At 33.2% G+C, this 25540-nt stretch carries 22 protein-coding genes; 21 read left to right on the top strand and 1 reads right to left on the bottom strand.

All coding sequences use genetic code 11. The features are described from left to right. The 10 genes from ACJMLH_RS05900 to ACJMLH_RS05855 form a co-directional block, all read left to right on the top strand. Window positions 1–868 (top strand): tetratricopeptide repeat protein (locus ACJMLH_RS05900; protein WP_405275687.1); only part of this gene is annotated, 868 nt, incomplete at its 5' end. Beyond that, window positions 865–1389 (top strand): tetratricopeptide repeat protein, encoded by a 525-nt coding sequence (locus ACJMLH_RS05895; RefSeq protein ID WP_405275685.1) that lies wholly within the window; start codon window positions 865–867, stop codon window positions 1387–1389. The genes ACJMLH_RS05900 and ACJMLH_RS05895, both read left to right, overlap by 4 nt. A gap of 53 nt (window positions 1390–1442) precedes the next feature. Further along, window positions 1443–2573, top strand: a complete 1131-nt coding sequence (locus ACJMLH_RS05890) for a tetratricopeptide repeat protein (RefSeq protein WP_405275683.1) — start codon at window positions 1443–1445, stop codon at window positions 2571–2573. 3 nt (window positions 2574–2576) lie between these two features. Next, window positions 2577–3965: a tetratricopeptide repeat protein gene (locus tag ACJMLH_RS05885; RefSeq protein WP_405275681.1), complete on the top strand. Its 1389-nt coding sequence runs from the start codon at window positions 2577–2579 to the stop codon at window positions 3963–3965. Window positions 3966–3978: 13 nt separating this feature from the next. Next, window positions 3979–5739: a molecular chaperone DnaK gene (gene dnaK / locus ACJMLH_RS05880; RefSeq protein ID WP_405275679.1), complete on the top strand. Its 1761-nt coding sequence runs from the start codon at window positions 3979–3981 to the stop codon at window positions 5737–5739. A 180-nt stretch (window positions 5740–5919) separates the two neighbouring features. Continuing rightward, window positions 5920–7035, top strand: a complete 1116-nt coding sequence (locus ACJMLH_RS05875; RefSeq protein WP_405275677.1) for a chitobiase/beta-hexosaminidase C-terminal domain-containing protein — start codon at window positions 5920–5922, stop codon at window positions 7033–7035. Between the two features lie 318 nt (window positions 7036–7353). Beyond that, window positions 7354–9543 (top strand): elongation factor EF-2, encoded by a 2190-nt coding sequence (locus ACJMLH_RS05870; RefSeq protein WP_405275675.1) that lies wholly within the window; start codon window positions 7354–7356, stop codon window positions 9541–9543. A 103-nt stretch (window positions 9544–9646) separates the two neighbouring features. Then, window positions 9647–11104: a sodium-dependent transporter gene (locus ACJMLH_RS05865; RefSeq protein ID WP_405275673.1), complete on the top strand. Its 1458-nt coding sequence runs from the start codon at window positions 9647–9649 to the stop codon at window positions 11102–11104. A 99-nt stretch (window positions 11105–11203) separates the two neighbouring features. Continuing rightward, the gene (locus ACJMLH_RS05860) at window positions 11204–12172 is read left to right on the top strand and encodes a hypothetical protein (protein ID WP_405275671.1); all 969 of its coding nucleotides are present in this window, start codon (window positions 11204–11206) and stop codon (window positions 12170–12172) included. 14 nt (window positions 12173–12186) lie between these two features. After that, window positions 12187–12534 carry a hypothetical protein gene (locus ACJMLH_RS05855; protein ID WP_405275669.1) on the top strand — a complete coding sequence of 116 codons (348 nt, stop codon included), beginning with the start codon at window positions 12187–12189 and terminating at the stop codon, window positions 12532–12534. On the opposite strand, the gene ACJMLH_RS05850 is transcribed toward ACJMLH_RS05855, so the two are convergent. Beyond that, window positions 12529–13209: a hypothetical protein gene (locus tag ACJMLH_RS05850; protein WP_405275667.1), complete on the bottom strand. Its 681-nt coding sequence runs from the start codon at window positions 13207–13209 to the stop codon at window positions 12529–12531. The two genes, ACJMLH_RS05855 and ACJMLH_RS05850, sit on opposite strands and share 6 nt — an antisense overlap. 175 nt (window positions 13210–13384) lie before the next feature. Here ACJMLH_RS05850 and ACJMLH_RS05845 point away from each other — a divergent pair, with 175 nt between their 5' ends. The 11 genes from ACJMLH_RS05845 to bsh all read left to right on the top strand — a co-directional run bounded on the left by ACJMLH_RS05845 (window position 13385) and on the right by bsh (window position 25496). Continuing rightward, a complete protein-coding gene (locus ACJMLH_RS05845) occupies window positions 13385–15364 on the top strand; it encodes a hypothetical protein (RefSeq protein ID WP_405275665.1) in 1980 nt (659 codons plus the stop codon). Window positions 15365–15400: 36 nt separating this feature from the next. Continuing rightward, a complete protein-coding gene (locus tag ACJMLH_RS05840; protein ID WP_405275663.1) occupies window positions 15401–15784 on the top strand; it encodes a hypothetical protein in 384 nt (127 codons plus the stop codon). A 97-nt stretch (window positions 15785–15881) separates the two neighbouring features. Further along, complete coding sequence (locus ACJMLH_RS05835) at window positions 15882–17396, top strand: hypothetical protein (protein ID WP_405275661.1); 1515 nt, start codon at window positions 15882–15884, stop codon at window positions 17394–17396. Continuing rightward, window positions 17397–18191 (top strand): DNA polymerase beta superfamily protein, encoded by a 795-nt coding sequence (locus ACJMLH_RS05830; RefSeq protein WP_405275659.1) that lies wholly within the window; start codon window positions 17397–17399, stop codon window positions 18189–18191. 83 nt (window positions 18192–18274) lie between these two features. Then, on the top strand, window positions 18275–18688 hold the full coding sequence (locus ACJMLH_RS05825; protein ID WP_405275657.1) for a HEAT repeat domain-containing protein: 414 nt from the start codon (window positions 18275–18277) through the stop codon (window positions 18686–18688). Further along, window positions 18688–20589: a hypothetical protein gene (locus ACJMLH_RS05820; RefSeq protein ID WP_405275655.1), complete on the top strand. Its 1902-nt coding sequence runs from the start codon at window positions 18688–18690 to the stop codon at window positions 20587–20589. Before ACJMLH_RS05825 ends, ACJMLH_RS05820 begins: the two co-directional genes overlap by 1 nt. Window positions 20590–20750: 161 nt before the next feature. After that, window positions 20751–21722, top strand: coding sequence for a methenyltetrahydromethanopterin cyclohydrolase (gene mch / locus ACJMLH_RS05815; RefSeq protein ID WP_405275653.1), 972 nt, complete (start codon window positions 20751–20753; stop codon window positions 21720–21722). 145 nt (window positions 21723–21867) lie between these two features. Continuing rightward, window positions 21868–22698 (top strand): DUF4013 domain-containing protein, encoded by an 831-nt coding sequence (locus ACJMLH_RS05810; RefSeq protein ID WP_405275651.1) that lies wholly within the window; start codon window positions 21868–21870, stop codon window positions 22696–22698. A 378-nt stretch (window positions 22699–23076) separates the two neighbouring features. Further along, window positions 23077–23622 (top strand): rubrerythrin, encoded by a 546-nt coding sequence (gene rbr, locus ACJMLH_RS05805; protein ID WP_405275649.1) that lies wholly within the window; start codon window positions 23077–23079, stop codon window positions 23620–23622. 92 nt (window positions 23623–23714) lie between these two features. After that, window positions 23715–24260, top strand: a complete 546-nt coding sequence (rbr, locus tag ACJMLH_RS05800) for a rubrerythrin (RefSeq protein WP_405275647.1) — start codon at window positions 23715–23717, stop codon at window positions 24258–24260. A 255-nt stretch (window positions 24261–24515) separates the two neighbouring features. Next, the gene (gene bsh, locus ACJMLH_RS05795; RefSeq protein ID WP_405275645.1) at window positions 24516–25496 is read left to right on the top strand and encodes a choloylglycine hydrolase; all 981 of its coding nucleotides are present in this window, start codon (window positions 24516–24518) and stop codon (window positions 25494–25496) included. Window positions 25497–25540: the final 44 nt, after the last annotated feature.

Here is a 25540-nt window from a genome sequence, read left to right as displayed (position 1 = left end):
ATATTTTTTAAGTAGAGAGGTGAACGTAATGGACTTTAGCGATTTACTTTTATTGTTAAAAGTTAATGATCTTATTGAAAAGAAGGATTTTGAAGGTGCTAATGAAGTCGTTGATGAATTGTTGGAGGAAAATCCCGATAATGCCTCAATACTTTTTGCAAAAGCATTGTGTCTGGATGCAATGGGAGACTTTCAGGAAGCTTTGGAAATGGCTGAAAAAGCCAAAAATATTGATGGGGATGTTGTTCCTGATGAGTTTTACAATTCAGTTTCATTTAAGGCAAATAATACAGTTAAAAGAACTCCTAAAAGGTCTGAAGAAAGTAAACTGCCTTCAATTCTAAACTCCGGTATTAACTTAATCGATAAAAATGAATTCAATAAGGCCAAATTATTTTTTGACAGGGCACTCTGCATTCAGAGTGAAAATATCGAAGCTTTGGTTGGCCAAGCGTACTGTTTTGATAGATTAGGCATGAAAACCCGTGCTCATGAATTGATTGATGATGTTGACCGATTTGAAATCGACCCCAAATTTTTAAAGTATTTTGATGAGTTGATGGGCATTGATGTTGAGGATGCGGTTTACAATCATGAATCATTAAATGAAGTAACTGATTTATGTGACAGGGGATTTAGCTATATTGAGAATTTTAAGATTAAGGATGCAAAGGTATGTTTCAATAAGGCATCAAAACTTGATTCAAAGGATGTCAATCCCGTTGTGGGCAATGCATACTGCCTGTATTATCTGGGATATTATGTATTGTCATTCAAGGAATGCAAAAGGGCAATCAATATGGACATTGATTCAATTGATAGGGTGTTTTATAGAAAAGTCAAATCAAAAGCTAAGGAGGTTAAATGATGCATTATGCAAGAAGAGATACATCCTCATACTCACGACATAATGATTACAGGTATCTGGATGATGACAAGACAAAAATGTGTCCTAATTGCGGCCATAACATTAATCCCTTCTTTGTGATATGTCCTTTCTGTGACTTTGACATTAGGGAATTGCCGTCATATAAGTTATGCAAAAACTGTGGAAGAATTGTTGATGAGTGTGATGAAATCTGTCACGTTTGCGGTGTAAGTCTAATGCCTCATGAAAGCCTTCCTGAAGTGGTTGACTTATGTGATGAAGGTTTCAGGCATATTAGAAATTTTAAAATTAAGGAAGCGAAGATCTGCTTCAACAGGGCTTCTAAAATAGATTCAAAGGATGCTAATCCGATAATCGGAAATGCATATTGTCTGTATTATCTGGGCTATTATGTACTTGCGCTTAAGAAATATGATGAGGCTCTAAAACTTGATCCGGATTGCGCTGATGAAGTGTTTTACAGTAATCTGATAAGCAAGGCGAATTCGGTTAAATGTTAATGAAAGTAAAAGCTTTAGGTTATTTAAGTACTTTCAAATAGTTAAATAAGTTTATGAATAGCAGAAATTTTAATACAGAAATTAAAAGATGCGAAGAACTCATTGCGTCCAAATCATTTAAAAAGGCTGATGAGGCAATTTCAGATGCTATTCAGATTAACCGTGACTCACCTTATGCATGGTATTTAAAGGCAAAGGTTTGCCTTGGGCTTTTCGATTATAAAAAAGCTTTAATGGCATCCGAAAGAGCAGTAGAATTAAATCCAAAAATGGAATATGTTGAGCTTAAAGAAAGCATTGAAAATTTCATGAATCTGGATGTTGATGATTTGACAACAGATTACCAAAACAAAATCGACAACATGGTTGTTTTTACAGCAAATAAAAATATTAAGCTGTTGTCTAAAAGGAAATTAAACCCCCTCATTTACAATAGAATTTTAGATGGTATTAAAGATAATATAGCCAAAAACACAGTCAATGAAGGGGAAATTTTTCTGAAAGTCAAAAAATTAACCGAAAGTTTCATTGATCTTGAATTCCTTGCCAATTCAAACAATGTTTCATCAAAAAAAGTAGCTGGAGCATATGGATTTAAAAGAGCAGTCATCGATTCAAGTTTATCAAAAACACTCCAAATTGCTGCAATGATTCATGAGCTGTCTCATCATTTGATTTTTGAAATTTTCAAAAATACAATAATGCATGTCTTTCAATCCCAGGAAACTGATACGATTGAAGCTTTTGCATGGTATAGCCTTACAAGAAATGTTTACTGGCTTTTAATGAATGAATACTGTGCGCATACGGTTGAATGCCATTATATGAAACTTAAAAACTACGAGTCATTTAATAATATTTTAAAAGTTAACGAGAATTTAGATGAAGATAAAGTCAAAAAAGCTGTTGAACTTGGAAATTGTCTGGCAATGGATATAGTTTACATTCTGGATAAATTTTTCACACCTGAATTGGTTTATGAAATTAAAATGCAGTTCTTGTCAGATCGTGTAATCCTTTTAAAGAAAGGTTGTGAATTTAAAAGTGAAATGGAATTAGGAAATGAAGAAAAGTTTAGTATGATTAATTCGGTTTTAAAAGAGACTTTAATCAATATTAAGATTAATTTCTCCTACGGCGAGTTAAATCAGTTTAAAAAAATATTTGCAGATAGTAGAGGTTAATAAATGTCAAAATTATTTGATTATGCAAAGGATTTGGAACAGCAAGGCAAATTGGATGATGCCCTGAACTACTATGAAATGGCAATTGATGAGAAGGGATGTCCATTTGACATCAGATGTTACATCGGCCGTACATTAAATAAGATGGGTAATTATTCAGAGGCATTAGACTGTTTTGATTTGGTTTTAACAATGGATGAAAACCACCTTGAATCATTATTCGGTCGTGCAATATCATTAATCGGTACTAATAGATGGGTTGATGCATTAAACTCACTTGTCGATGCGGTTAACCTTGACAATGCAAATGCCAATTACTGGTATTACCTGGCAATTATCCTTAAGGAATACGGCGAAGATGAAAATGCCAGAAAATATTTCAAATACTTTAACAAGCTGGACAATGATGATTTTTCTAAAGTCCGCAGCAATTATGAATTTGGATTGATTTTCAAACAAAGGGAAAGGGAACTGTTAAGACTCAAAAAAGCATTGAACATTGATGGATTCAGAAAGGAACTTTTATCATATGGTCTTGCTCCTGAAGAGGTCGAAGGCTTGCTTAGAACAATGCCTTATGAAGAATTGCTCTTCCACATGTACTGTTTGAAGGATTTGCATAAGGACAATATTACAAAGGAAATCATCAAGGAGAGTTTGGGACTGACTGACATTGATATCATAAGAATGTTTGAGCTTGAAGATGAGGAAAAAATCAAAAAAAGCGTAATTTCAATTTTAGGCTATGATCCGTTTAAGGGCCTTGATGGGGAAGTTGACGTGCCGTTATATGAAAAGACAGGTTTGTTCAGATATATTGACAATCATAAAACTGATGATAATGTTTCAATTCGTGGAATTAGTGGATTCAATAGGTTTGTTGATATAATGGAAGCAAAAAACATGCCAAAACTACAGCACAGGACTTTAAATTATGCCGGTCAAAACAGTCAATTTCAAATCAATGCATCAAACAGCATAAATGTTGCCAATGAAAATTTCAATTTGGCCAAAAAGGCAATTGTTCGCAAAAACTATACAGATGCGTTTGTCTTTTTGGATAATGCATTGAAAAGCTGTCCTGCAGATTACTACAATATATACAATATTAAATTCTATTATGCAACATTATTGTCCAAATTCAAATCCAGGGAATACAAGTTATTGGCATACAGATATTGTAGAGATGTAGAAGAAAAATTTAGATACTTTAAAAACAAGGAGGTTTATTTATTAAATAAAGCATGTATAGCTTATGATTTAAGTTTTTACTATTTGAACTTTATAGATGAAGCAATTCAGTGTTTTAATAAATATTTGGAATTCAGCGGAAAAAATGAAGATATACAATATTTGTTAAATGGTCTTTATATGAGGAAATTGAAAAAATGATGGAGTTGATTTAATGAGTGAAAATGAAAGAATAATCGGTATCGACTTGGGAACAAGTAACTCTGCAGCATGCGTATTCATTGACGGAAAACCTACAATCGTTCCGAGTGCAGAGGGAGCAACAGTTTATGGAAAGGCATTTCCAAGTTATGTTGCATTTACAGAAGATGGTGATTTGCTTGTAGGTGAACCGGCAAAAAAACAAGCTATTACAAATCCTGAAAATACAATTAAAGCAATTAAAAGAAAAATGGGATCAGATTACACTGTTGAAATTCAAGGTAAAGAGTACACTCCACAGCAAATCTCAGCTTTTATCCTGCAAAAAATCAAAAGGGATACAGAAGCGTTTTTAGGTGAAAAAATTACAAAGGCAGTTATCACAGTACCTGCATACTTTGACGACAATCAGAGAACTGCTACAAAAGATGCAGGCAAAATCGCAGGGCTTGATGTTTTAAGACTTTTAAACGAACCGACAGCAGCTAGCCTTGCATACGGTTTAAACAAAACTTCCGATGAACACATCAACATTCTGGTATTCGATATGGGTGGTGGAACATTGGATGTAACAATCATGGAATTCGGTGATGAAATCTTTGAAGTTCATTCAACAAGCGGTAACACTCAACTCGGTGGAAAAGATATGGATTTCGCCTTAAAGAAATACTTGGCTGATGAATTTGAAAGCGAACATGGCATAAACCTTTTGGATGATTCTCAGGCAGACATGAGATTGGAAGAAGCTGCTGAAAGAGCAAAAATCGAATTGTCCAATACTGTTGAAACTGAAATCAACTTGCCGTTCATTGCAATGGATGAAGATGGCCAGCCATTGAATCTCATTACAACAATTAACCGTTCCAAACTTGAATCTCTTGTAGAGGAAATTGTTAAAAGATGCGGTGAAACTATTCAAAGAGCATTGGATGATGCAGTAATGACATCAGAAGACATTGATAAGGTTATCCTTGTTGGAGGCCCTACAAGAATGCCAATGGTTCAGGAATACGTTGAATTATACCTTGACAAAGAAGTTGAAAGGGGAATTGATCCAATGGAATGTGTTGCACAGGGTGCAGCTATCCAGGCAGGTGTTATCGATGGTGTAATCGGCGATTTAATCCTGGTTGATGTAACTCCGTTGTCTTTGGGTACTGAAGTAGCTGACGGCTCAACATCTGTAATTATTCCAAGAAACACAGCTATTCCTGTTAAAAGGAGCGAAATCTATTCAACAGTTCATGACAACCAGACTGGTGTTAATGTAAGTGTTGTTCAGGGTGAACGTAAAATGGCTGACGACAATGCCCAATTGGGTTCATTCCTGTTAAATGGAATTCCACCAGCTCCAAGAGGAGTTCCGCAAATTGAAATTACCTATGAAATTGATGCGGATGGTATTCTGAATGTAACTGCAAAAGAACAATCAACAGGAGTAAATCAGTCAATTATCATTAACGCAACAATGAAAATGTCTGATTCAGAAATCGAAAGGGCTATTGAAGAAGCTAATGAATATGCAGAGGAGGATGAGAGAAAATACAGATTGGCTCAACTTAGAAATGAGGCTGATTCCGCTATCTATGCTGCAGAAAAATTCATTTTCGATCCTGAATTTAGAGATGAAATCGCTCCATCAGACATTGATAGAATAGAAACATTGATTGGTGAGTTAAAACAGGCTGTTGCAATGGAAGATGTTGTTCAAATCACTGTTAAAACAAAAGAATTAAACAGTGCTACAACTGAAATTGGAGCTAGTTTCTACTAGCTTCAAAATTATTTTTTTTAGTATTGGATTGATTATATTGGCATTGCCTGAAATAATTGAAGTTATTTGGTATAAAACAAGGTTAAAAGGATATTATTCTTAAGTCATTGGAAACATGCATATAATATTTATACAAGATGCAATAAACCAATTATTATAATATTGATAAGGGGTTAAATTTTGGTTAAAAAAAATTTCGTATTAGTTTTAATAATTTTTTCTTTATTTTGTTTAATTTCTGCAGTTAGCGCTGAAAATAGTGATTTAACTGACAATTTAAATAACAGCATTACAAATGAATCCGGTTTACAGCCTCCAATTTCTTTTGAGGAGGACACTAATCAAAATGTTAATGATTCTTCAAATATAAATGATAATGCTTCAGTCAATAATCAGAATACTTCTGAGAAATCCAAAAATTCAAGTACAGTCATTAAAAAAGCACCTAAGGTATGGATTAATAAGATGATTGTTAAATCTGACAAGAAATTAGTTATAAAACTTAAATCAGATAAGAAAGGAACAATCTATTATTCCACAAATGGTGAAAAACCAACTGTTCACAGCAAAAAATATACAAATCCTATAAATTTAGCATCGAATAAAGTTTTAAAGTTTTTTGCCGTTTCAAAAGATGGAAGCAAATCAAAAGTTCATACATATAAAAGAATTTTAGGTAAAACTTCTAAAGGATATGTTGAAAAGCTCTACTTCGGCAATATGTCTTCAACAAAAACCATTGCCTTGATTGTTGGAGTTCATGTTCAAGAAAGCGTAATGCACAAGTCAATATATAAAAGCCTGATTAAGAACAGCAATAAATTAAAAAGAAAGTATGTGCTGTATTATATTCATGTGACCAAAGACCAGAACAGTTATTCAAAAAGCAGAATGAATGGCCAGATATTAGGAAACAAATTCATAATAAAGGATATAGCTAATGAAAAACCTAAAATAACAACAGATATCCATGAAACAAGCTATAAGATTAGTGGATATAAATATCCTCGATTCATCCATATGATTTCCAATAAGAATATTAAAAGTGTCAAAATAAGTAAAAATCTCCATAAGAAATCTTCTACTTATTTAAAACGACTGCTGAAACTGACACCTCACATTAAAAGATATGATCCGCAGTTAGGTTCTAGTCCTGCTTATATTACTGTACCTATTGCAAATAAGGGCTTAGTTTCTTATATCTATGAAACAGAGAGTAATTACTCAAATGCCCTTAAACAGACTTATGCAGACAAATATATTAAAGCATTGGATAAAGTCAATTTATCCTTTTAGTTTTTTTTTCATGATATCCCTTTTAACTGTAGAAATATATTTAAAGATTAATATGTTCAATATATGCAGTTAATAAAAGTAAATCCTTTACATAATTTATATACTAATGAAAATATACTTATTAATAGAATTATTTAGGAGGTGTTAATCATGGGGCTCGAAGATACAGAATCAGATTTCAATTGTATGAAAGTCGATTCTAGCGAAAGCTTTATGGTTAGCACAAAATGCTTTTTTTAGATAAAACAATATTGTACTTAATTTTTTTATATTTTTCTTGCGGCTTTCATACGTTAAACAATTTTAAGGAGTTACTGTATGTCAAGACAAGAAAAAATGATTAAAAAAATTAAAGAATTAATGTATGAACCTCAAAAAATCAGAAATATCGGCATATGTGCTCACATTGACCACGGAAAAACAACTTTATCCGATAACTTGATGGCCGGGGCAGGATTGATTTCAAAGGATTTAGCTGGTGATCAATTAGTAATGGACACTAAGGAAGATGAACAAAAACGTGGAATTACAATTGATGCTGCAAATGCTTCCATGGTTCAAAAATACCAAGGCGATGAATATTTAATTAACTTAATCGACACTCCAGGTCATGTTGACTTCGGTGGAGATGTTACCCGTGCCATGAGGGCTGTTGATGGTGCAGTTGTTGTAGTATGTGCTGTTGATGGTATTAAACCACAGACTGAAACAGTTTTAAGACAAGCTTTAAAAGAAAATGTAAAACCTGTGCTTTTCATTAACAAGGTTGACAGGTTAATTAACGAGTTACAATTCTCAGAAGAGCAATTTCAGGAAAGGTTCATTAAAATCTTCATGGATGTTAATAAGTTAATCAAAAACATGGCTCCTGAAGATAAGGACTGGCAACTTGATTTTGAAGACGGTAGTGTTGCATTCGGCTCAGCTTACCAAAACTGGGCTATCAATGTTCCGACAATGAAAGAAACAGGCATCAAGTTTGGAGACATCATTGAATATTCCCGTCAGGGTAAACTCGATGAGTTAGTGGAACGCTTACCATTATATGATGTTCTGCTTAACATGGTTATCGAACACTTGCCTTCTCCTGATGTCGCACAGGTTTACAGGGTTCCAAAAATATGGAATGGTGATATAGAATCAGCTGAAGGTCAAACAATGTTAAACGCTTCTGCAGATGGTCCTCTTGCAGCTATGATTACTAACGTTGCTGAAGATGATTTTGCAGGATTGGTTTCAACATGCAGGGTATATGGTGGTGCACTTAAAAAAGGAGATGAAGTTTATCTTGTAGGATCCAAAGTCAAAGCCCGTATTCAACAAGTTGGTGTCTTCAATGGTTCCAAAACTATAGATACTGAAAAGGTTCCTGCAGGTAACATTGCATACATTACAGGTGTTAAGGATGCAACTGCCGGTGAGACATTATGTTTGGATTCTAACAGAATACCTGAATTCGAACCGATTGATCATATTTCAGAACCTGTGGTTACCATTGCAATTGAGGCAAAAAACACTAAGGACTTGCCTAAATTAATTGAAGTTTTAAGAAGCGTTGGAAAACAGGATCCAACAATTAAAGTTAACATCAACGAAAAAACTGGTGAACAGTTAATTTCAGGTATGGGGGAACTTCACTTGGAGGTAATGGCCAACAGGATTATCAATGACAAAAAATTAGATATAGTCACTTCAGAGCCTATTGTTGTTTACAGAGAAAGCGTTTTAGGCACAGCAGGTCCTGTTGAAGGAAAATCTCCAAACAAACACAACAGATTCTATATTGAAGTAGAACCGTTAGATGAAGGTATTTTAAATGCATTAAACAATAAGGTTTTAAAAGAAGGTAGAATTAAATCCAAGGAAATGGCTCAAAAATTCATAGAATTTGGTATGGATAAAGAAGAGGCAAGACGTGTTTGGACAATATACAACAAATCCATGTTCTTAAACATGACTCGAGGTATCCAATACTTGGATGAAGTAAAAGAGCTATTGCTTGAAGGATTTGAAGATGCTCTTAATGAGGGACCATTAGCTTCAGAAGAGGTTAGTGGTTTAAAATTCAGATTAGTGGATGCTAAACTTCACGAAGATGCGGTTCACAGAGGTCCTGCACAGGTATTACCTGCCATTAAAGGTGCTATAAATGGAGTAATTATGCTTGCTGACCCATGTTTACTTGAACCGATTCAAAAAGTTTTCGTTTCCGCTCCAATTGAATACATTGGTGCATGCAGTCAAGAAATCCAAAACAGACGTGGTGTCATGACTGGTCAGGAAATCTTTGGTGAAGTCAGTGAAATGGAATTTGAAGTTCCTATAGCTGAAATGTTTGGCTTTGCAGGTGACATCAGATCCGCTACTGCAGGCAGAGCTCTGTTTTCAACTGAAATGAAAGGATTCAATACATTGCCTCGCAACTTACAGGATAACATTGTAAGAGAAATTCGTCAAAGAAAAGGACTTTCTCCTGAACCTTTCAGTGCTGAACACTACATAGGATGAAAGTGAAGTCCACTTTCATTCTAAAAACTTTTTTTTTAGAATTGAAGTCAAATCAATATATTTATATTTCTTTTAAAAGAAATAGCTAATTGGTGTAGGATTAATGAATAATCAAAGTCAATGGAATTCACGAATTGCTTTTCTTTTATCGATGATTGGTGCAGCTGTTGGTTTGGGAAATATCTGGCGTTACAGCTATGTGGTCTATTCCCATGGTGGGGGAACTTTTTTTATACCTTATTTGGTTGCAATTCTGATTATGGGAATTCCGTTTCTGATATTGGAATACGGTATCGGATTCAGACATAAGGATTCATTTTCCAATATTTTAAAGGGCATTAACCCTAAACTGGAGTACATGTCATGGGCATTAGTTTTAATTATGTATTTTGTTTTAATCTATTATTTGGTTATAGTGGGATGGGATTTGGTATATCTGGGTTCCAGTTTCAATTTCAGCTGGGGAACTGATTCGGCGCTTTATTTTGTAAGAAATGTTGGTGGAAGCTCAAATTTATCCAATATGACAAATTTCATAATTCCGACAGCTATTTCCATGGTGATCGTATGGATTTGTATTTGGTACATTTCCCATAAGGACTTGAATGAAGGAATAGGTAAGGCTTCAAAAATTTTAATACCTCTACTTTTTGTCATAATGGCGTTCATTGTTATTTATGCATTGACACTTCCTGGAGCAGGAATTGGAATAAACGCATTACTGAATCCTGATTGGCAAATGCTTTTTAATGTAAACATTTGGCTGGCGGCCTTTTCACAAATTATTTTCTCATTAAGCATGGGAGAGTCAATTTCCCTAACATATGCCAGCTATTTGCCTGATGGATCAAAATTAACCGATAATGTTTTGATTGTGGTTTTTGCAAATTGTGCATTTGAAGTATTTACCGCATTTGGAATTTTCTCCATTCTCGGATATATGTCTTATACTTCCGGAACACCAATGGTTGAACTTATTAGTGAAGGTACAGGATTGGTATTTGTTGTTTTTCCAATGATTTTCAATATTATGGGTCCTATTGGCCATATACTCGCTCCATTATTGTTTGTAGCAATATTATTCGCAGGAATAACATCAGCCATTGCAGTATTTGAACCGATGATTAACTCCTCAGTCCATAAGTTAAACTGGTCCCGTAAAAAAACAGTAACCGTATGGTCAATAGTAGGTTGCATAATTTCATTGCTGTTCACAACAGGAATCAGCAGTTATCTGGTTGGCATGGTTGATAGTTTCATCACAGAATTTTGCATTCTTTTTTTAATCGCAGTCCAATGCATAATATTCACATGGTTCTATGATATTGAAGGCGTAATTCCTATTTTGAATGAAAATGACAATGTTAAAGTTGGAAAAAAATGGGTATTTGTACTTAAGTACATATTGCCTGTATTCCTGTTTTTCATGTGGGGTAATGGAGTATATCATATGCTTTTAAATGCAAATAACTTCGAATTAACTGTTTATGGAGTTATTACTGTTATTATTTTGATATTGAGTTATATTTTCACCAATATCAATAAAGAAAGCCAAGGATAATTCTAAAAAAATTCTCTGGATTAAATAAATTACTTTATCTGACTTTTATATTTTTTTTAATAAACATTTTTTTATAATTAAATTATAGGAGGTTGCCAAGTGGATGTTAATGTTAAAGATGTAAGAAAACTAACTAATCAACATGAACTTGCACGAATCGCTGTTAAAAGTCCTGATAAATATGTTAGGCGTGCAGCGGTGAAAAATGTCACTGATGAAGATGTTTTGATGGATATCATTAAAACTGACGACAGTGCATTGGTTAGAAAAGTGGCAGTCAATAGAATTGGCAATGAAAAAGCTTTAGAAAATATTGCACTAAAAGACCCTGCACATTCAGTTAGAAAATCAGCAGTAAATAAGATTAATGATGAAAATGTTCTTGTCCACATTGCAAGATGTGATCCAAATAATGGTGTAAGGCAACTTGCATGGGATAAGATTAAAAAAATCAATCCAAATCTAATATTGACTGCCGAAGAAGTCTTAAGGATTTTCGATGAAGAAAGACTGATTGAAATTGCAAAATACGGTCTCACCTGGCAATCTCGTGAAGCGGCAGTTTCTAAAATCACAGATGAAAATGTTTTAGTTGAAATTGCACAAAATGATGAAGACTACAGGGTACGTCAGGAAGCCGTAAAAGGAATTGGTGATGAAGCGATTCTAATCAGCATAATTGAAAAAGAAACTTATAAAGAAGTTTTAAAGCCTGCAGTCAGAAATCCAAACCTTAAAGACAAAGATGTTTTGGCAGATTATGCTAAAAACCATCCGAATTGGAATGTAAGGCTTGCAGCTGTCGGCAATGTAAATATTAACCAGGACATCGTGTATGAAGTTGCAAAAGAGGATAAAACATGGTATGTAAGAAATGAAGCAGTAACCTACCTTGATGACGAGACAAAGCTAAAGGAAATTGCAAAAACAGACCTTCACTCATGGATTCGCGTAAATGCAATAAAACATATTGAAGATAAGGCATTTATTTTGGATGTCATTGAAAGCGATGAAAACAGATTTGTACGTGAATCTGCAAAAGTAAGGTTGAAAAAACTTTTAAGTTAAATAAAGGCGATTACATGATTCTTGAACAATTAGTACAAATGGTAGTTTATTCAATAATATGGTTTTTCATAGCCATAGTTGTAGTTGTTTTTTTAGCGGATGCATATTTAAAGGTTAAAAGGAAATTAACCGACATGTTTGGTCATGAACTTAAAAACAGCAATGACAATGTCAGAATGGCATATGTAATGAAATTGAAGAATGAGGAAATGCTTAAAAGAGTAGCCTTAAGTGATTATAATCAGGACGTAGGTGTTGAAGCTGTTGAAAGAGTCAAAAACAAATCCTATCTGGAGGAAATAGCTGAATGCGATAAGTTTCGTGTTTCAAGAGCTGCTGAAAGAAGAATGAATGAATTATAGTGAATCTATTTTTTCATAAATTCTATTGATTTCAGCCTTCTGTTTTCTGACTTCCTCATCATATTCCTCTTTTAGATATCCGTCTACATATGGATCATAGTCTCTATGCCTTATGATTGGCATATGCTCTAATTCATATATTTTTTTGTCATAATATTTTTTTGCCTTATTTTTAGCACCGAATGATGCGTATAAATTGCCCATATCTTCACTTGAAATATTATACTTGTTTTCACAATACATATTTAAGTTGTTGTAATAATCAGCTTTATCAAATTCCCCGGCTTTTAAAAAACACTCAATTACTTTGGAATAATCCTTTAAAAATAAGTTGTAATGGCTGGATTTAAATTTGGATTTGTTTTTCTTGTATGATTCTGTTATTACATTATCAATAGCTATTTCAAAATATCTGCAGGCTTCGCCATATCTTTTAAGTTCCATTAGACATTCGCCCATCTCAAAATAGATATAGTAGAAACGGTCCATATCAATATTTTTACCGTCAATGAATGAGAAAATCTCTTCATACATTTCAATATTTCTTGTTTTCACGTTTTCACATCTTTTGGCATAGAAATCCCTGACGGAATTGTTCAGCAGGTATTTTTTAATGTGAAATCCGTATCTTTTCAAAATCATTAGTTTGTATCGCAATCCATTTTCGTATTTCATACTCTGAAGTTTAAAATTTGATTCAAATAAGTTAATTAAAGTAAAAGCTTTATTCTGCTTATATATGTTTTAATTTAAAGATATGAGTGTAAACTATTTACTAAAATAAACAGGTGGTGATAATATCAGTTTTGAAATTACAAGAGATAGTTTATACAGACATTTTGAAGAAAATATGGCAAACAAAATGTTATTTAGAGTAGATTGTGACGGAGAAGATCTGTGGAATCTTTACATGGATTCCCTTCCAGAAGAAATCAACCCAATCTACCGTGAAAGAAAAGTTCATGACTGCAGTACATGTCATAGCTTTTTCAGACATGCAGCAAATGTGGTTGCAGTTGATGAAGATACATATGAACTGACTACATTGTTTGACTGTGTGCCTCACAAAGATTATGAAGGTGTTTTTGAAGCATTAAGTGAATTTATTAAAGAACATGAAATTGTAGATGTATTTAAAGTAGAAATGAAAACTGTAGGTCATAATTTTGACCGTGAACAATTAGCAGATGGCAGTGTAATCAGATACAACCATTTTTACATTGACGTTCCAAGAAAACACATCGGTTACAGAAGTGATGTTGCTGATGCAAGAACAACTAGGGAAGTATTGGAATCTACAACAAATGAAATTTCTCTTGAATCTGTTGATACAGTACTGGAACTTATCTCTACCAACAGTCTATACAGAGGAAATGAATGGAAAGATATCCTTGAAAAATTCAGAAATCATTTGGTTGAAGTTGAAAGTGTAGATGAAAAAGACCTGAACAGATTCTATTGGATCCAAAGTATGGAACTTGGTCCACTTGTATCTAGACTTAAAAACAAAAGTATTGGTACACTATTAGTTGAAATCAGTTTTGGAGTACCATTGGATGAAGCAGTTTCCAATTATGAAACAATTGTAGCTCCAACAAACTATAAAAGGCCAAAAGCAATTTTCACAGAATCCATGCTTAAAAGAGCAGAGGAAAAAATTGATGAATTAGGTTTCACAGATTCCATTCCACGCAGATTTGCAGTGATGGAAGATTTAAGCGTAAAAGATGTATTGTTTGCAAACCGTGATGTAACACCTCAACTTAAGGAAAGTGAAAGCTTATTTGACAGATTAAGATCATTTACAACTAACAAAGTTAAAAACTTCGATAAGGTTCAGGATGTTCCAATCGCTGATTTCATTGAAAATATTCTGCCAAAAGCTCAGGAAGTTGAATTATACTTAGATTACGATTTAGGAAATAATTTCATGTCCTTAATCGCACCTATCAATAAAGACGCTCCAAGTATGTTCAAATGGGATAACCTGTTCAGCTGGGCATATAAAAACAACATTGCTGACAGTCTTATGAAACAAAGGGTAAAAGCAATGGGTGGAGACGTTGATGTTGATTTAAGATTCTCCATTCAATGGAACGATTACGAATGGGATAAAAACGATTTGGATGCACACTGTACAGAACCAAGCGGTTTTGAAATTTATTTCTCTCAAATGAGAAGCAAAAAAACAGACGGCTGGCTTGATGTCGATATCATCAATCCTGAAAATGGAAAACCTGCCGTTGAAAACATCAGATACAAAGACAAAAACCGCATGATTCCTGGTGATTACAAATTCCGTGTACACCAATACACATACCGTGGTGGTGATAGAGGATTTAAGGCTGAAATTGAATTTGATGGAAGAATTTACAACTTTGAATATCCTTTCCAAGTAAGACAAAATGATTACGTCGATGTTGCAACAGTAACTTTAGATGAAAATGGAAATTTCACAATGAAAAGCCATATTGACAATCAGTCTTCCAACATTAAGGAATGGAACCTTGCATACAACACATTCATTCCGGTTTCCTTAATCTGTTACAGTCCAAACTACTGGGGTGACAATGCAGTTGGAAACAAACATGTCTTTTTCATGTTAAAAGACTGTGTAAATGAAGATAGGGTAAATCCATGGTTCAACGAATTCTTAATTGAAGAATTGATGGATCATAAAAGAGTTATGGAAGCACTTGCTTCTGTTGCAAAAGTTGAAGAATCTCCAAATCAATTAAGTGGAGTTGGATTTTCCTTAACTCAAAGAAAAAAAGTTACTTTAAAAGTTAAAACAGAAAACATTGAAAGAATGATTAATGTAGTGATTTAGGAGGATTGTTCGATGAATAAAATCAGGAGGTATAACATGATAAATATTTGGGTTGAATGCTTAAAAAATAAATTCAGATTTGAATTTAAAGGCTTAATCAGCACAGAAGATCTCTTCGATTTAACTTTAGCCGATTTGGATGCAATCTATAAAAACCTTAAAAAAGAAGAAAGTGACCTTCAAGGTGACTCCTTACTTGAAAATGATGAAAATCCAAATGTAAGGGAAGTTGAAGTTAAAATTGAAGTCGTAAAAGCAATTTTTGACATGAAAAAAGCAGAAATTGCAAGAGCTGAAAGAGCATTAGCCAACAAAGCTCAAAAAGATAAGATTTTAGCAATCATCGAAGATAAGGAAAATCAAGAACTGTCTGAAAAATCTATCGATGAACTTAAAGAAATCTATCTTAACTTGGAATAAGTAGACGGTCTATCCTTGGATAGATTGTCTTCAATTTATTTTTTTTCAAAAATTTTATAATATTTTTTATATAAATTTAAAATCGAGAGGCATTTAAATGAATTTTAAAGAACTTGATAGATTGATTCACTCAAAAATAAAAAGAATTACATTGACATGCGATGTTGTCCTGGATGAGGGTGAAGAGCTAATCTATAAAAACGGAATTGAAATTGATTTAGATGGTTTGATAATTGATGGTAACGGCCATACAATTGATGCCCGCAATAAAGCACGTATATTCAATATCCGTGCACGTCTACAAGTCATAATTACCAATATTGTTTTTAAAAATGGTATGCATGAAGACGGCGGCGGTGCAATATGCAATTTTTCAAAGTTTTTAACACTCGGCTACTGCACATTTGAACATAATGCTGCAAAAGAAGGCGGTGCAATTTACAATCACGGCTTTATTAAGGCTACAAACTGTAATTTTAAACATAACTCCTCTAAAAACTGCTTGGATATTTATAACTGGGATACATTGATTTTAAGGGAATGCAGCTTTGAAAACGAAAACAAAAACTTAATCTTCAATTTAGGTGATGTTAAAACAGTGGAATGCAGTTTTGAGCCTCATCATGTAATTGAAAATAATTATAATGTTGTGGACAGTTTTCAAAAGTTTAATGATGAGTCTGATGGATTTTCGGATAATCATTTGGAATCTGGAAAAGCTAATGATAAATCTCCAGAATTTATCGATAGTGTAAATGACTTCGTTGACAGAGCTGTGAACAGCATTGAAGCCTGCAATGAGGGTGTTGATGAAATTTTTGAATTCAGAAAACACCATATGAATGATAAAAATACAATTCATGCAGTTTCTTTTAGTGAACTTAAGGATTTCCTCTCCAAAAACAACGAGGTTTTTTTGGATGGAGATGTGGTATTCAGCCCTGAAGATGAAAAATTAAGGCAAGGAATTAAATTTGTAGGGCAAAATTACCCTCAAATGGACGAATCATGTATAGTTTTAGAAAATGATTTGGTCATTGACGGTAAAGGACATAGCATTGATGCAAAAGGTTTGGCTCGTATTTTCATTATATTGAACAATGATGTGACAGTAACCTTCAGGGATATCTCATTTAAAAATGCATATTTCCCAGAAGCATCAGGCAGTGACTATTCATATGATGGAGGAGGAGCAATTTACAATGAAGGTAACTGCAAATTTGAATTCTGCGAATTTTTAAATAATCATGTATCATTTTCAGGTGGAGCAGTTTACAATTATAGAGGTACAATGAGCTTTTTTGAATGCATTTTTGACGGGAATCATTCAGATGGTCCTGCAGGAGTCATTTTCAATAATTGCGGTGATTTGGATTTCATAAACTGCATTTTCAATAACAACTCCTCAAAACAGGCTGGAGCAGTATTATGTGATTTTTTAGGCAATTTAAAATTTAAATGCAGCTGCTTTAAAGGTAATTCCACAGAATTCGAAGGTATTATTGCACTTGGCCATAATGTATCATTTGACTTTGACGGTTCGATATTTTTGGAAAATACAGTTCGCGAAGGTCCTTACATCCACAGAATTAGCTTTTTTGATGTGATTTAAGTGTTTGATGAAATTATTAAAAGATTGGGTGAAATAGAAAACGAGAATAACATTACTATATTATATGCTTGTGAGTCAGGTTCAAGAGCATGGGGCTTTGATAATGCTGAAAGCGACTGGGACGTCAGATTCATCTATAAAAGAAATGATGTAAGGGATTATCTGGCATTGTCAGATACCCCAGATGTCATTGAATATATGGGCGAAAAATTGGATTTTGTCGGATGGGACATTAAAAAGGCACTTAATCTGCACTATACAAACAATCCTAATTTAAGAGAATGGATTATAAGTCCTATAAAATACATTGACTGGCAGTTCAATGCCTTTAAGGATTTGCCCGATTTTGACAGGGCAACATTAAAATATCACTACACCAACATAGCTAAAAGCAACTGGAAAAAATTGGGAAGGGATAATCTGGAGTTGACAAAAAGGGTTGTTAAAATGTTCATGTATAATTGCAGATGTGTCCTTACATGGATGGTGATTAATGAAGGTAAAAATCCTTCAATTAATATTTTCGAGCTATTAAATCAGGTAACCGGCTTGGATGATGATATTATAGGAGACATTAATACTTTAATTTCCTATTACAAAAACAGTAACTCTGAAAATTTAGATTCCGCCGTTATTGACAATATAAAAAAATGGATGGAACCCAATTTAGAAATAATGATATATGAATTTCCAAAAAAGGACAATTCTAAAGATTTAAAAGATTATAACAAAAGGTTTTTTGATATAATATTGCCTGATTATGATGACTACTCCAGGTGGTTGAATGGAGATTAACCTTAAATTTTTCCTTAATGGAAAAACTTTCAGTAAATTTTTTTAATTTAAACAAATAATATATTATAACATAGGTGAAAAAAATGGATTTCGATATAAGGCGTGCTGATTTAGTAAAAATGACTATTAAAAATGCAGAATCCGGTCAGGAAATAGTAGCTGACTGTTTGGAAAATAAAATTCACATGACAAGACCTGAAGACTATGAATATGATTCAGGTGAAGCAGTTTTTGATATTTTAACCTTGGAAAACTCAAACTGGTATTTTAAAAAAGAAAAAGACAAAGCAAAAATTAAAGTCGAAACAAGATTCGATGAAGATGAATTAGTTAATTTGGCTATCAATCATCCTGAAAGTCATGTAAGGATAGCTGCAATCGGAAAAATAAACAATGATAATGTGCTGCTTAGAATCGTTCAGAAAGACTCAGATGAAGAAGTTAAAAAAGCGGCTTTAGAAAGATTATCCGAATTGCACATTAAAAAGGATGAATAATGACTAATTCAGCCAATGTCAGAATAGAACTAATTAAACGATCCTATAATCAGGAAAAAATTGTTGATATAGCTAAAAATGACTTAAATTGGCATGTTCGATTAGCAGCAGCAGAACATATTGATGACGAAAGTGTCTTAAAAGATATTGTAAATAATGAACTGACTTCTGCTGTGGCCATTAAAGCCATGGAGCACATTAACGATAAAGAATTTCTATCAGACATTTGCTTAAATCATCCGGATTCCCTTCTTCGCCTAGCAACAATCAACCGCATTTGTGATGAATCAATACTTTCAAAAAATGAACTATTACTTCTTTTGGAGGAGATGCTGTTAAACGATCCTGATTCATACATATTAAAAACTGTATGTGAAAATCCAAATATGACAAATCAGGATGTTCTGATTAAGGTTTCAAAGTCGAGCAGTGATGAAACGCTAAAAAGACAAGCGATTAAAAAGATTGCTGATGAAAAAATATTAACTGATTTTGCCTTAAATGATTCCAATGAATATATCCGCCGTGAAGCTATTTTAAATCCAAATTTAAAAGATTTGGACGTTATTTATGAAATTTTAAGATTGGACAGTGATGAATTCAATAGGATTGTGGCGATTTATAAAATTCCTGATAAACAGTCATTACTTAAGATTATTTATAAAAAACCGCTGCAGCACCGTTTGGCTGAAATTTCACGAAATTTTGACTTTTCTTTAAATGATTACTTTTTGAATGTTTTTAAAACTGAAACGGACGAGTATAAAAGACGAGTTGCCGTAAATTTCATAAGTGATTCTGACATTTTGGAAAATGTTGTTTTAAATGATGGCCGTGCTGAAATTCGTGCAGATGCAATCAAAAACATTAACTTCAAAAATCAAAAGATTATGGATGAGTTAATCTTAAATGAAACAGATCCTAAAGTGCTTTTGGAAATTGTTTCTAAAATCAGAAACCAAAAATTATTAAGCGGTTATGTCGAAAACCATTTGGATTATAATGAAGTTATTGTTAAAGCTATTTCAAGACTTAACAATATGGAATTGCTTGAAAAATTGGCTTATCATCCGGACTCAGGAATAAGATTTGAAGCCGTTAAAAAAATCTCAAAATCCAAACATCAGGATAAACTTTTATTGGATATCGCATTGAGCGAGGTTTGTGAAGATATATGTATGGTTGCCGTTAAAGCGATGAACATTAGAAATGACCTGATTGAAGTTGCCGATAAACGCAGAGAAAAGAACATAAGAATAGCTGCACTCAATCAAATAGAGGCAAAGAGATTGGTGGACAATTTTATGGGTTCAGTTTTCAGAAATTCCCTTGCAGATATCCCATTTGAATTTGCTTTAAAAGATATGGCTTTAAATGATAGTGATGAGGATATAAGAAAACTTGCAACATCAAAACTTAATGATGAGGAGATATTATATGAAATATCATCTGGAGATGATGTAAACCGTATTGATGCAAAAACCAGATTGAATTCTCTTTTTGAAGACATAAAACGAATGGACAATGATTTTGTTTTAAAACTGTTGGTTGATTGCAATGATAATGAGGTAGCTTCCCTAGCTCAGAAAAGATTAGATGATTTAAAAACATGGAAGAGTCGTATAGCAGAGATTAATGAAATTAATGATATCCCTACATTAAAGGATATTTCACAAAACGATTTCAACTATCTTGTCAGAAGCGAAGCTGAAGGCAAGCTTGAAAAGATACTGTTTCATATTCGATTGGATGAAATTGGAAACGAATCCAATCAGGAAAAGCTGAAAGCTATTGTTAATGATGAAAGTTTCAGCCAGGAGATTCGAAAAAAGGCACTTTTAAAGATTACCGATGAGAATGTCCTAAAAAAATTTGAAAGGATGTTGGAAAATAATTGCTAAATTAAATGTGTTTTTAAACTCCAAGATGTTCTTTTTTTTTAAAATTATTAATTATTTTAGTATAGTTTTTCCAATTCATTTAGGCAAATATAAATAAGAATAAATATAAATTTTTACTCAATAACTTAAAAGTTATAAGTTAATTTTATAGAGGTTAAACTATGGTAAGTGTAAACGTAGAAGCTAAAAAAACCGTAGATGTAATGATTGAAAAAGCAGATGAATTAAACATCGCTGTAGAAACTTTAGGCAATGGCGCCACTGTTATTGACTGTGGTGTTAATGTAGATGGAAGTTTCAAGGCAGGAGAACTTTATACTAAAGTTTGTCTTGGTGGACTTGCAGATGTTGGAATTTCAATTCCTGGAGATTTGTCTGAAAAATTCGCACTCCCTTCAGTAAAAATCAAAACTGACTCACCTTCCATTTCAACCTTAGGTTCCCAAAAAGCAGGTTGGTCAGTATCTGTAGGCGACTTCTTTGCTTTAGGTTCTGGTCCTGCTAGAGCTATCGCATTAAAACCTGCAGAAACCTATGAAGAAATTGGATATGAAGACAAAGACGCAGATTTAGCAATTTTAACTTTGGAAGCTGATGTATTGCCTGGTGAAGATGTGGCAGAATACATTGCTGAAGAATGTAATGTTGATGTTAAAAATGTCTACTTGCTTGTAGCTCCTACTTCTTCCTTAGTCGGATCTATTCAAATTGCTGGAAGAGTTGTTGAAAACGGAACATACAAAATGTTAGAATTCATCAAATTCGACGTAACTAAAGTAAAACACGCAGCAGGTATCGCACCAATTGCACCTGTTGATCCAGATGGACTTAAAGCTATGGGTAAAACCAACGATGCTGTATTGTTCGGTGGAAGAACTTATTACTATGTTGAATCTGAAGAAGGAGATGACATTGCTGATGTAGCAGCTCAATTACCATCTTCAGCTGCTGATGGATATGGTAAACCGTTCTTTGACGTATTCAAAGATGCAGGTTTCGACTTCTACCAAATTGATAAAGGAATGTTCGCTCCTGCAGAAGTTGTCATCAACGACTTAACAACTGGTAAAATGTATAAAGAAGGATTTGTAAACGCTGAATTACTTAAAAAATCCTTTGGTGTAGATGAATAATTTTATTCATCGCTTTTTTTCTTTTTTTCTTTTAAATTTATTCATATTTAGATTATAATTTGAACTATTTTTCGATAAGTTTTAAATATTATTAACTAATAAATATTTATGTTGATATATTTAGAGAGTTTATAAGGTGAAAAACATGGAAATTATAGATATTATTAAAGAATCTTTTGTATATCCTTCAAATGACTTGGCTAAACTGGCAATATATATTGCATTTACATTTGTCAGTACAATACTAGTTTTTTTAGGAATTTTATTATTAGGAATGGGATTAACACAAAGTGCCATTTATGCAGTTATAGGCATTATTTTATTCATTGGCGCTATAGTTGTAGCATTCATACTTAGTGGATATCTGATATCCATTGTAAAATCTGGAATTAATCATGACGAGAACCTCCCTGAATTCCAATGGAAGGAAAACCTGATTACAGGTGTCAAATATCTGGTTGTAAATATTGTTTACTTTATTATCCCTGCAATTATTGTTTTAATTGTTGGAGGTATCACAAATCTGTTCGGTTTATCTGCTGATGTCTTTTCCAAAATTGCAACCTCATCTGTAAATGCTTCGGCCAATACTACTGCAGTTGCCAGCAATATTGTTCCTCAGTCTACAATGATGAGTCTTTGGACTGCTATTGCTATTACAGGAATTGTTGCCGCAATTTTGTTCCTTATTTTCTTATTCATTGAAACAATGGCGGAATCAAGACTTGCAAACACAGATAGTCTTGGTGATGCTTTAAACATTCCTGAAGCATTTAAAGACATTGGAAGAATCGGTTGGGGAAAAGTTATTGCAGTTGTATTTTTGATATTCATAATAATTGCAATTATTAATTCAGTTATATCCGGACTCAATTATTACATACCTGGAATCAGTATTATTTCTATTGTAGTGACTCCATATTTAACATTCTTCGCTTCAAGAGCGACAGGATTGTTATATTCCGATATAGCTTAATTTTAACTTTTTCTTTTTTTCTTTTTTTTATTAACTATAAGTTTTGTTTGATTTTTTTTTTTAATTTGTGTTTGCAATATTTTTCCAAACTGATTGCTGACTCATTTTCTAAAAATCTTTTCATGATAGTTTAGGTGAAATATCTGGACAAGGATCAGTTATAGTTACCATTCATCCATGATTGCAGTATTATTTTCATTTGTTATGCTGGCTATTCAGTCAATGCAAATCAAACATTCAAGACCTCATTTAAAAAAATCTGAAATTTTATCTTGACAGCATTGAAAATTTTCAATAAATTTTTAAATGATAATAAACATAATATTAGTATTCTATATAGAATAAATACTTCAATTATTTATAATGGAGATGTATAAAATGGCAGATTTAAAAGGTACAAAAACTGAAGCAAACTTACAAGCAGCTTTTGCTGGTGAGTCCCAAGCACATACTAAATACCAATACTTTGCTGCAAAAGCAAAAGAAGAAGGTTACGTTCAAATCCACGATATTTTCATGGAAACTTCCAAAAACGAAAGAGAACACGCTAAAATCTGGTTCAAAATTTTACACGATGATGAAATTCCAGACACAATAGCTAATCTCAACGCTGCAGCAGACGGTGAAAACGAAGAATGGACTTCAATGTACAAAGAATTCGCAGAAACCGCTAAAGAAGAAGGTTTCCCAACCATTGCATTCTTATTTGAAAAAGTAGGTGCAATCGAAAAAGAACATGAAGAAAGATACAGAACTTTACTCGCAAATGTTGAAAACGATGCTGTATTCAACAAAGAAGCTGACATTGAATGGAAATGTGAAAACTGCGGATTTGTTTTCTCAGGTCCTAACGCACCTGAAAAATGTCCTGTTTGCGGACTTCCTAAAGCACATTTCGAAGAAAGAGCTACTAACTTTAAATAAGCTCTCTTCCTTTTTTATTTTTTTTTAGTTACTAACTAATCACCAAATATTTAAATATTCTTTTAAAATATATTAATTTGAGGTTTGATATTATGGCAGACTTAAAAGGAACAAAAACAGAAGAAAATTTAAAAGCAGCACTTGCTGGTGAATCACAAGCACGTGTAAAATATGAATTTTACGCTTCTCAAGCTAAAAAAGATGGTTATGTGGAAATCAAGGATATTTTCCAAGAATCATCTGACAATGAAAAAGAACATGCAAAAATCTGGTTTAAATTATTAAACGGTGGAAAAGTACCTGACACTTTAACCAATCTTGCAGATGCAGCTGCTGGAGAACATGAAGAATGGACTTCAATGTACAAAGAATTCGCAGAAACTGCACGTGAAGAAGGCTTGGATGACATTGCAGACTTATTTGATGCAGCAGGTGCAACTGAAAAAGCACATGAAGACAGATACAATGCATTAACTGACAAGATTAATGCTGGTAAAGTGTTCAAAAAAGATGAAGAAATCGCATGGAAATGTAACAACTGCGGATACATCCATTACGGAACCGATGCTCCTGAAGTATGTCCGTTATGCGATCACCCACAAGCACACTTTAGAAAACAAGATACTAGTTATATCTAAATCTTCTTTTCTATTTTTTCTTTTTTTTAAATTTTATTTTTAAAATTCAACCGTTTCCCACATTACGTAAATCTATATTAATGCCAATTTACTAACATAATAGTAAGTATCAAGATTGAAAATAACATTTGTTTACTGATGTTAGTTACAAGGTAACTCACTGCCATTTCTATCCAAAAGGCACTGAAAAGATTTATTTATCCTTGAAAGTAGAGTAGGCGCTGAGTTTAACAAACAATTTTTTAAGGTGATAAGATGTGTACTGCAAGTAATTATATGACTGAAAATCATTATTTTGGACGTAACTTTGACTATGAGATTTCTTATCATGAAAGGGTTACAATAACACCAAGAAATTATGAGTTTAAATACAGAAAGATTGAAGATGTCAAAAATCATTATGCCATTATTGGAATAGCTGCAGGCATTGACGGATATCCGTTGTATTATGATGCATGCAATGAAAAAGGATTGGCTATGGCAGGACTTAACTTTGAAGGAAATGCAGTCTATAAGGAATATGAGGAAGGCATGATCAATATCACTCCATTTGAATTTATTCCATATATACTTGGAAGTGCATCTTCAGTGTCTGAAGCTCGTAAATTGCTGGGTGAAATTAATCTGGTTAACATTAACTTTGCAGATGAACTGCCTTTATCCCCTCTTCACTGGATGCTGTCAGATAACAGTGGTGAAGCAATTGTAGTTGAGCCACTGGAGGATGGTTTAAAAGTGTATGACAATCCTGTAGGTGTGCTTACAAACAATCCTCCATTTGATAAACAGTTGTTCACTTTAAATAATTACAGAAATTTATCCAATAAAAATCCTGAAAACACATTTGCTAACGGCATTGATTTGGATGAATATTCAAGAGGTATGGGAGGCATTGGCCTACCTGGAGATTTGTCATCATCTTCAAGATTTGCAAAAGTAGCTTTCACACGTGCAAATTCATATTCCGGTAGCGATGAAGCAAGCAGCGTCAGTCAGTTTTTCCATATTTTGGGATCTGTTGAGCAGCAAAACGGCTGTACATTTATTGATGACCCTAATTTATTCGAATACACAATCTACACTTCCTGTTATAGTACAGAAAAGGGAATCCTATACTACAGAACTTATAACAATTCACAGATTACAGCTGTCAACTTAAATAATGAAGATTTGAATTCAGATATTTTAATCAATTTTGATTTAATTAATGAAGAGCAGGTTAATTTCATTAATTAAACCCTTTTTTTTACTTTTTTTCCTCTACAAAACATAGAATATTT

Source organism: Methanobrevibacter sp., assembly GCF_045116495.1.
Lineage (GTDB): Archaea > Methanobacteriota > Methanobacteria > Methanobacteriales > Methanobacteriaceae > Methanocatella.
The sequence above is the reverse complement of the archived record's forward strand: the minus strand, read 5'-3'. Positions and strand labels throughout refer to the sequence as shown.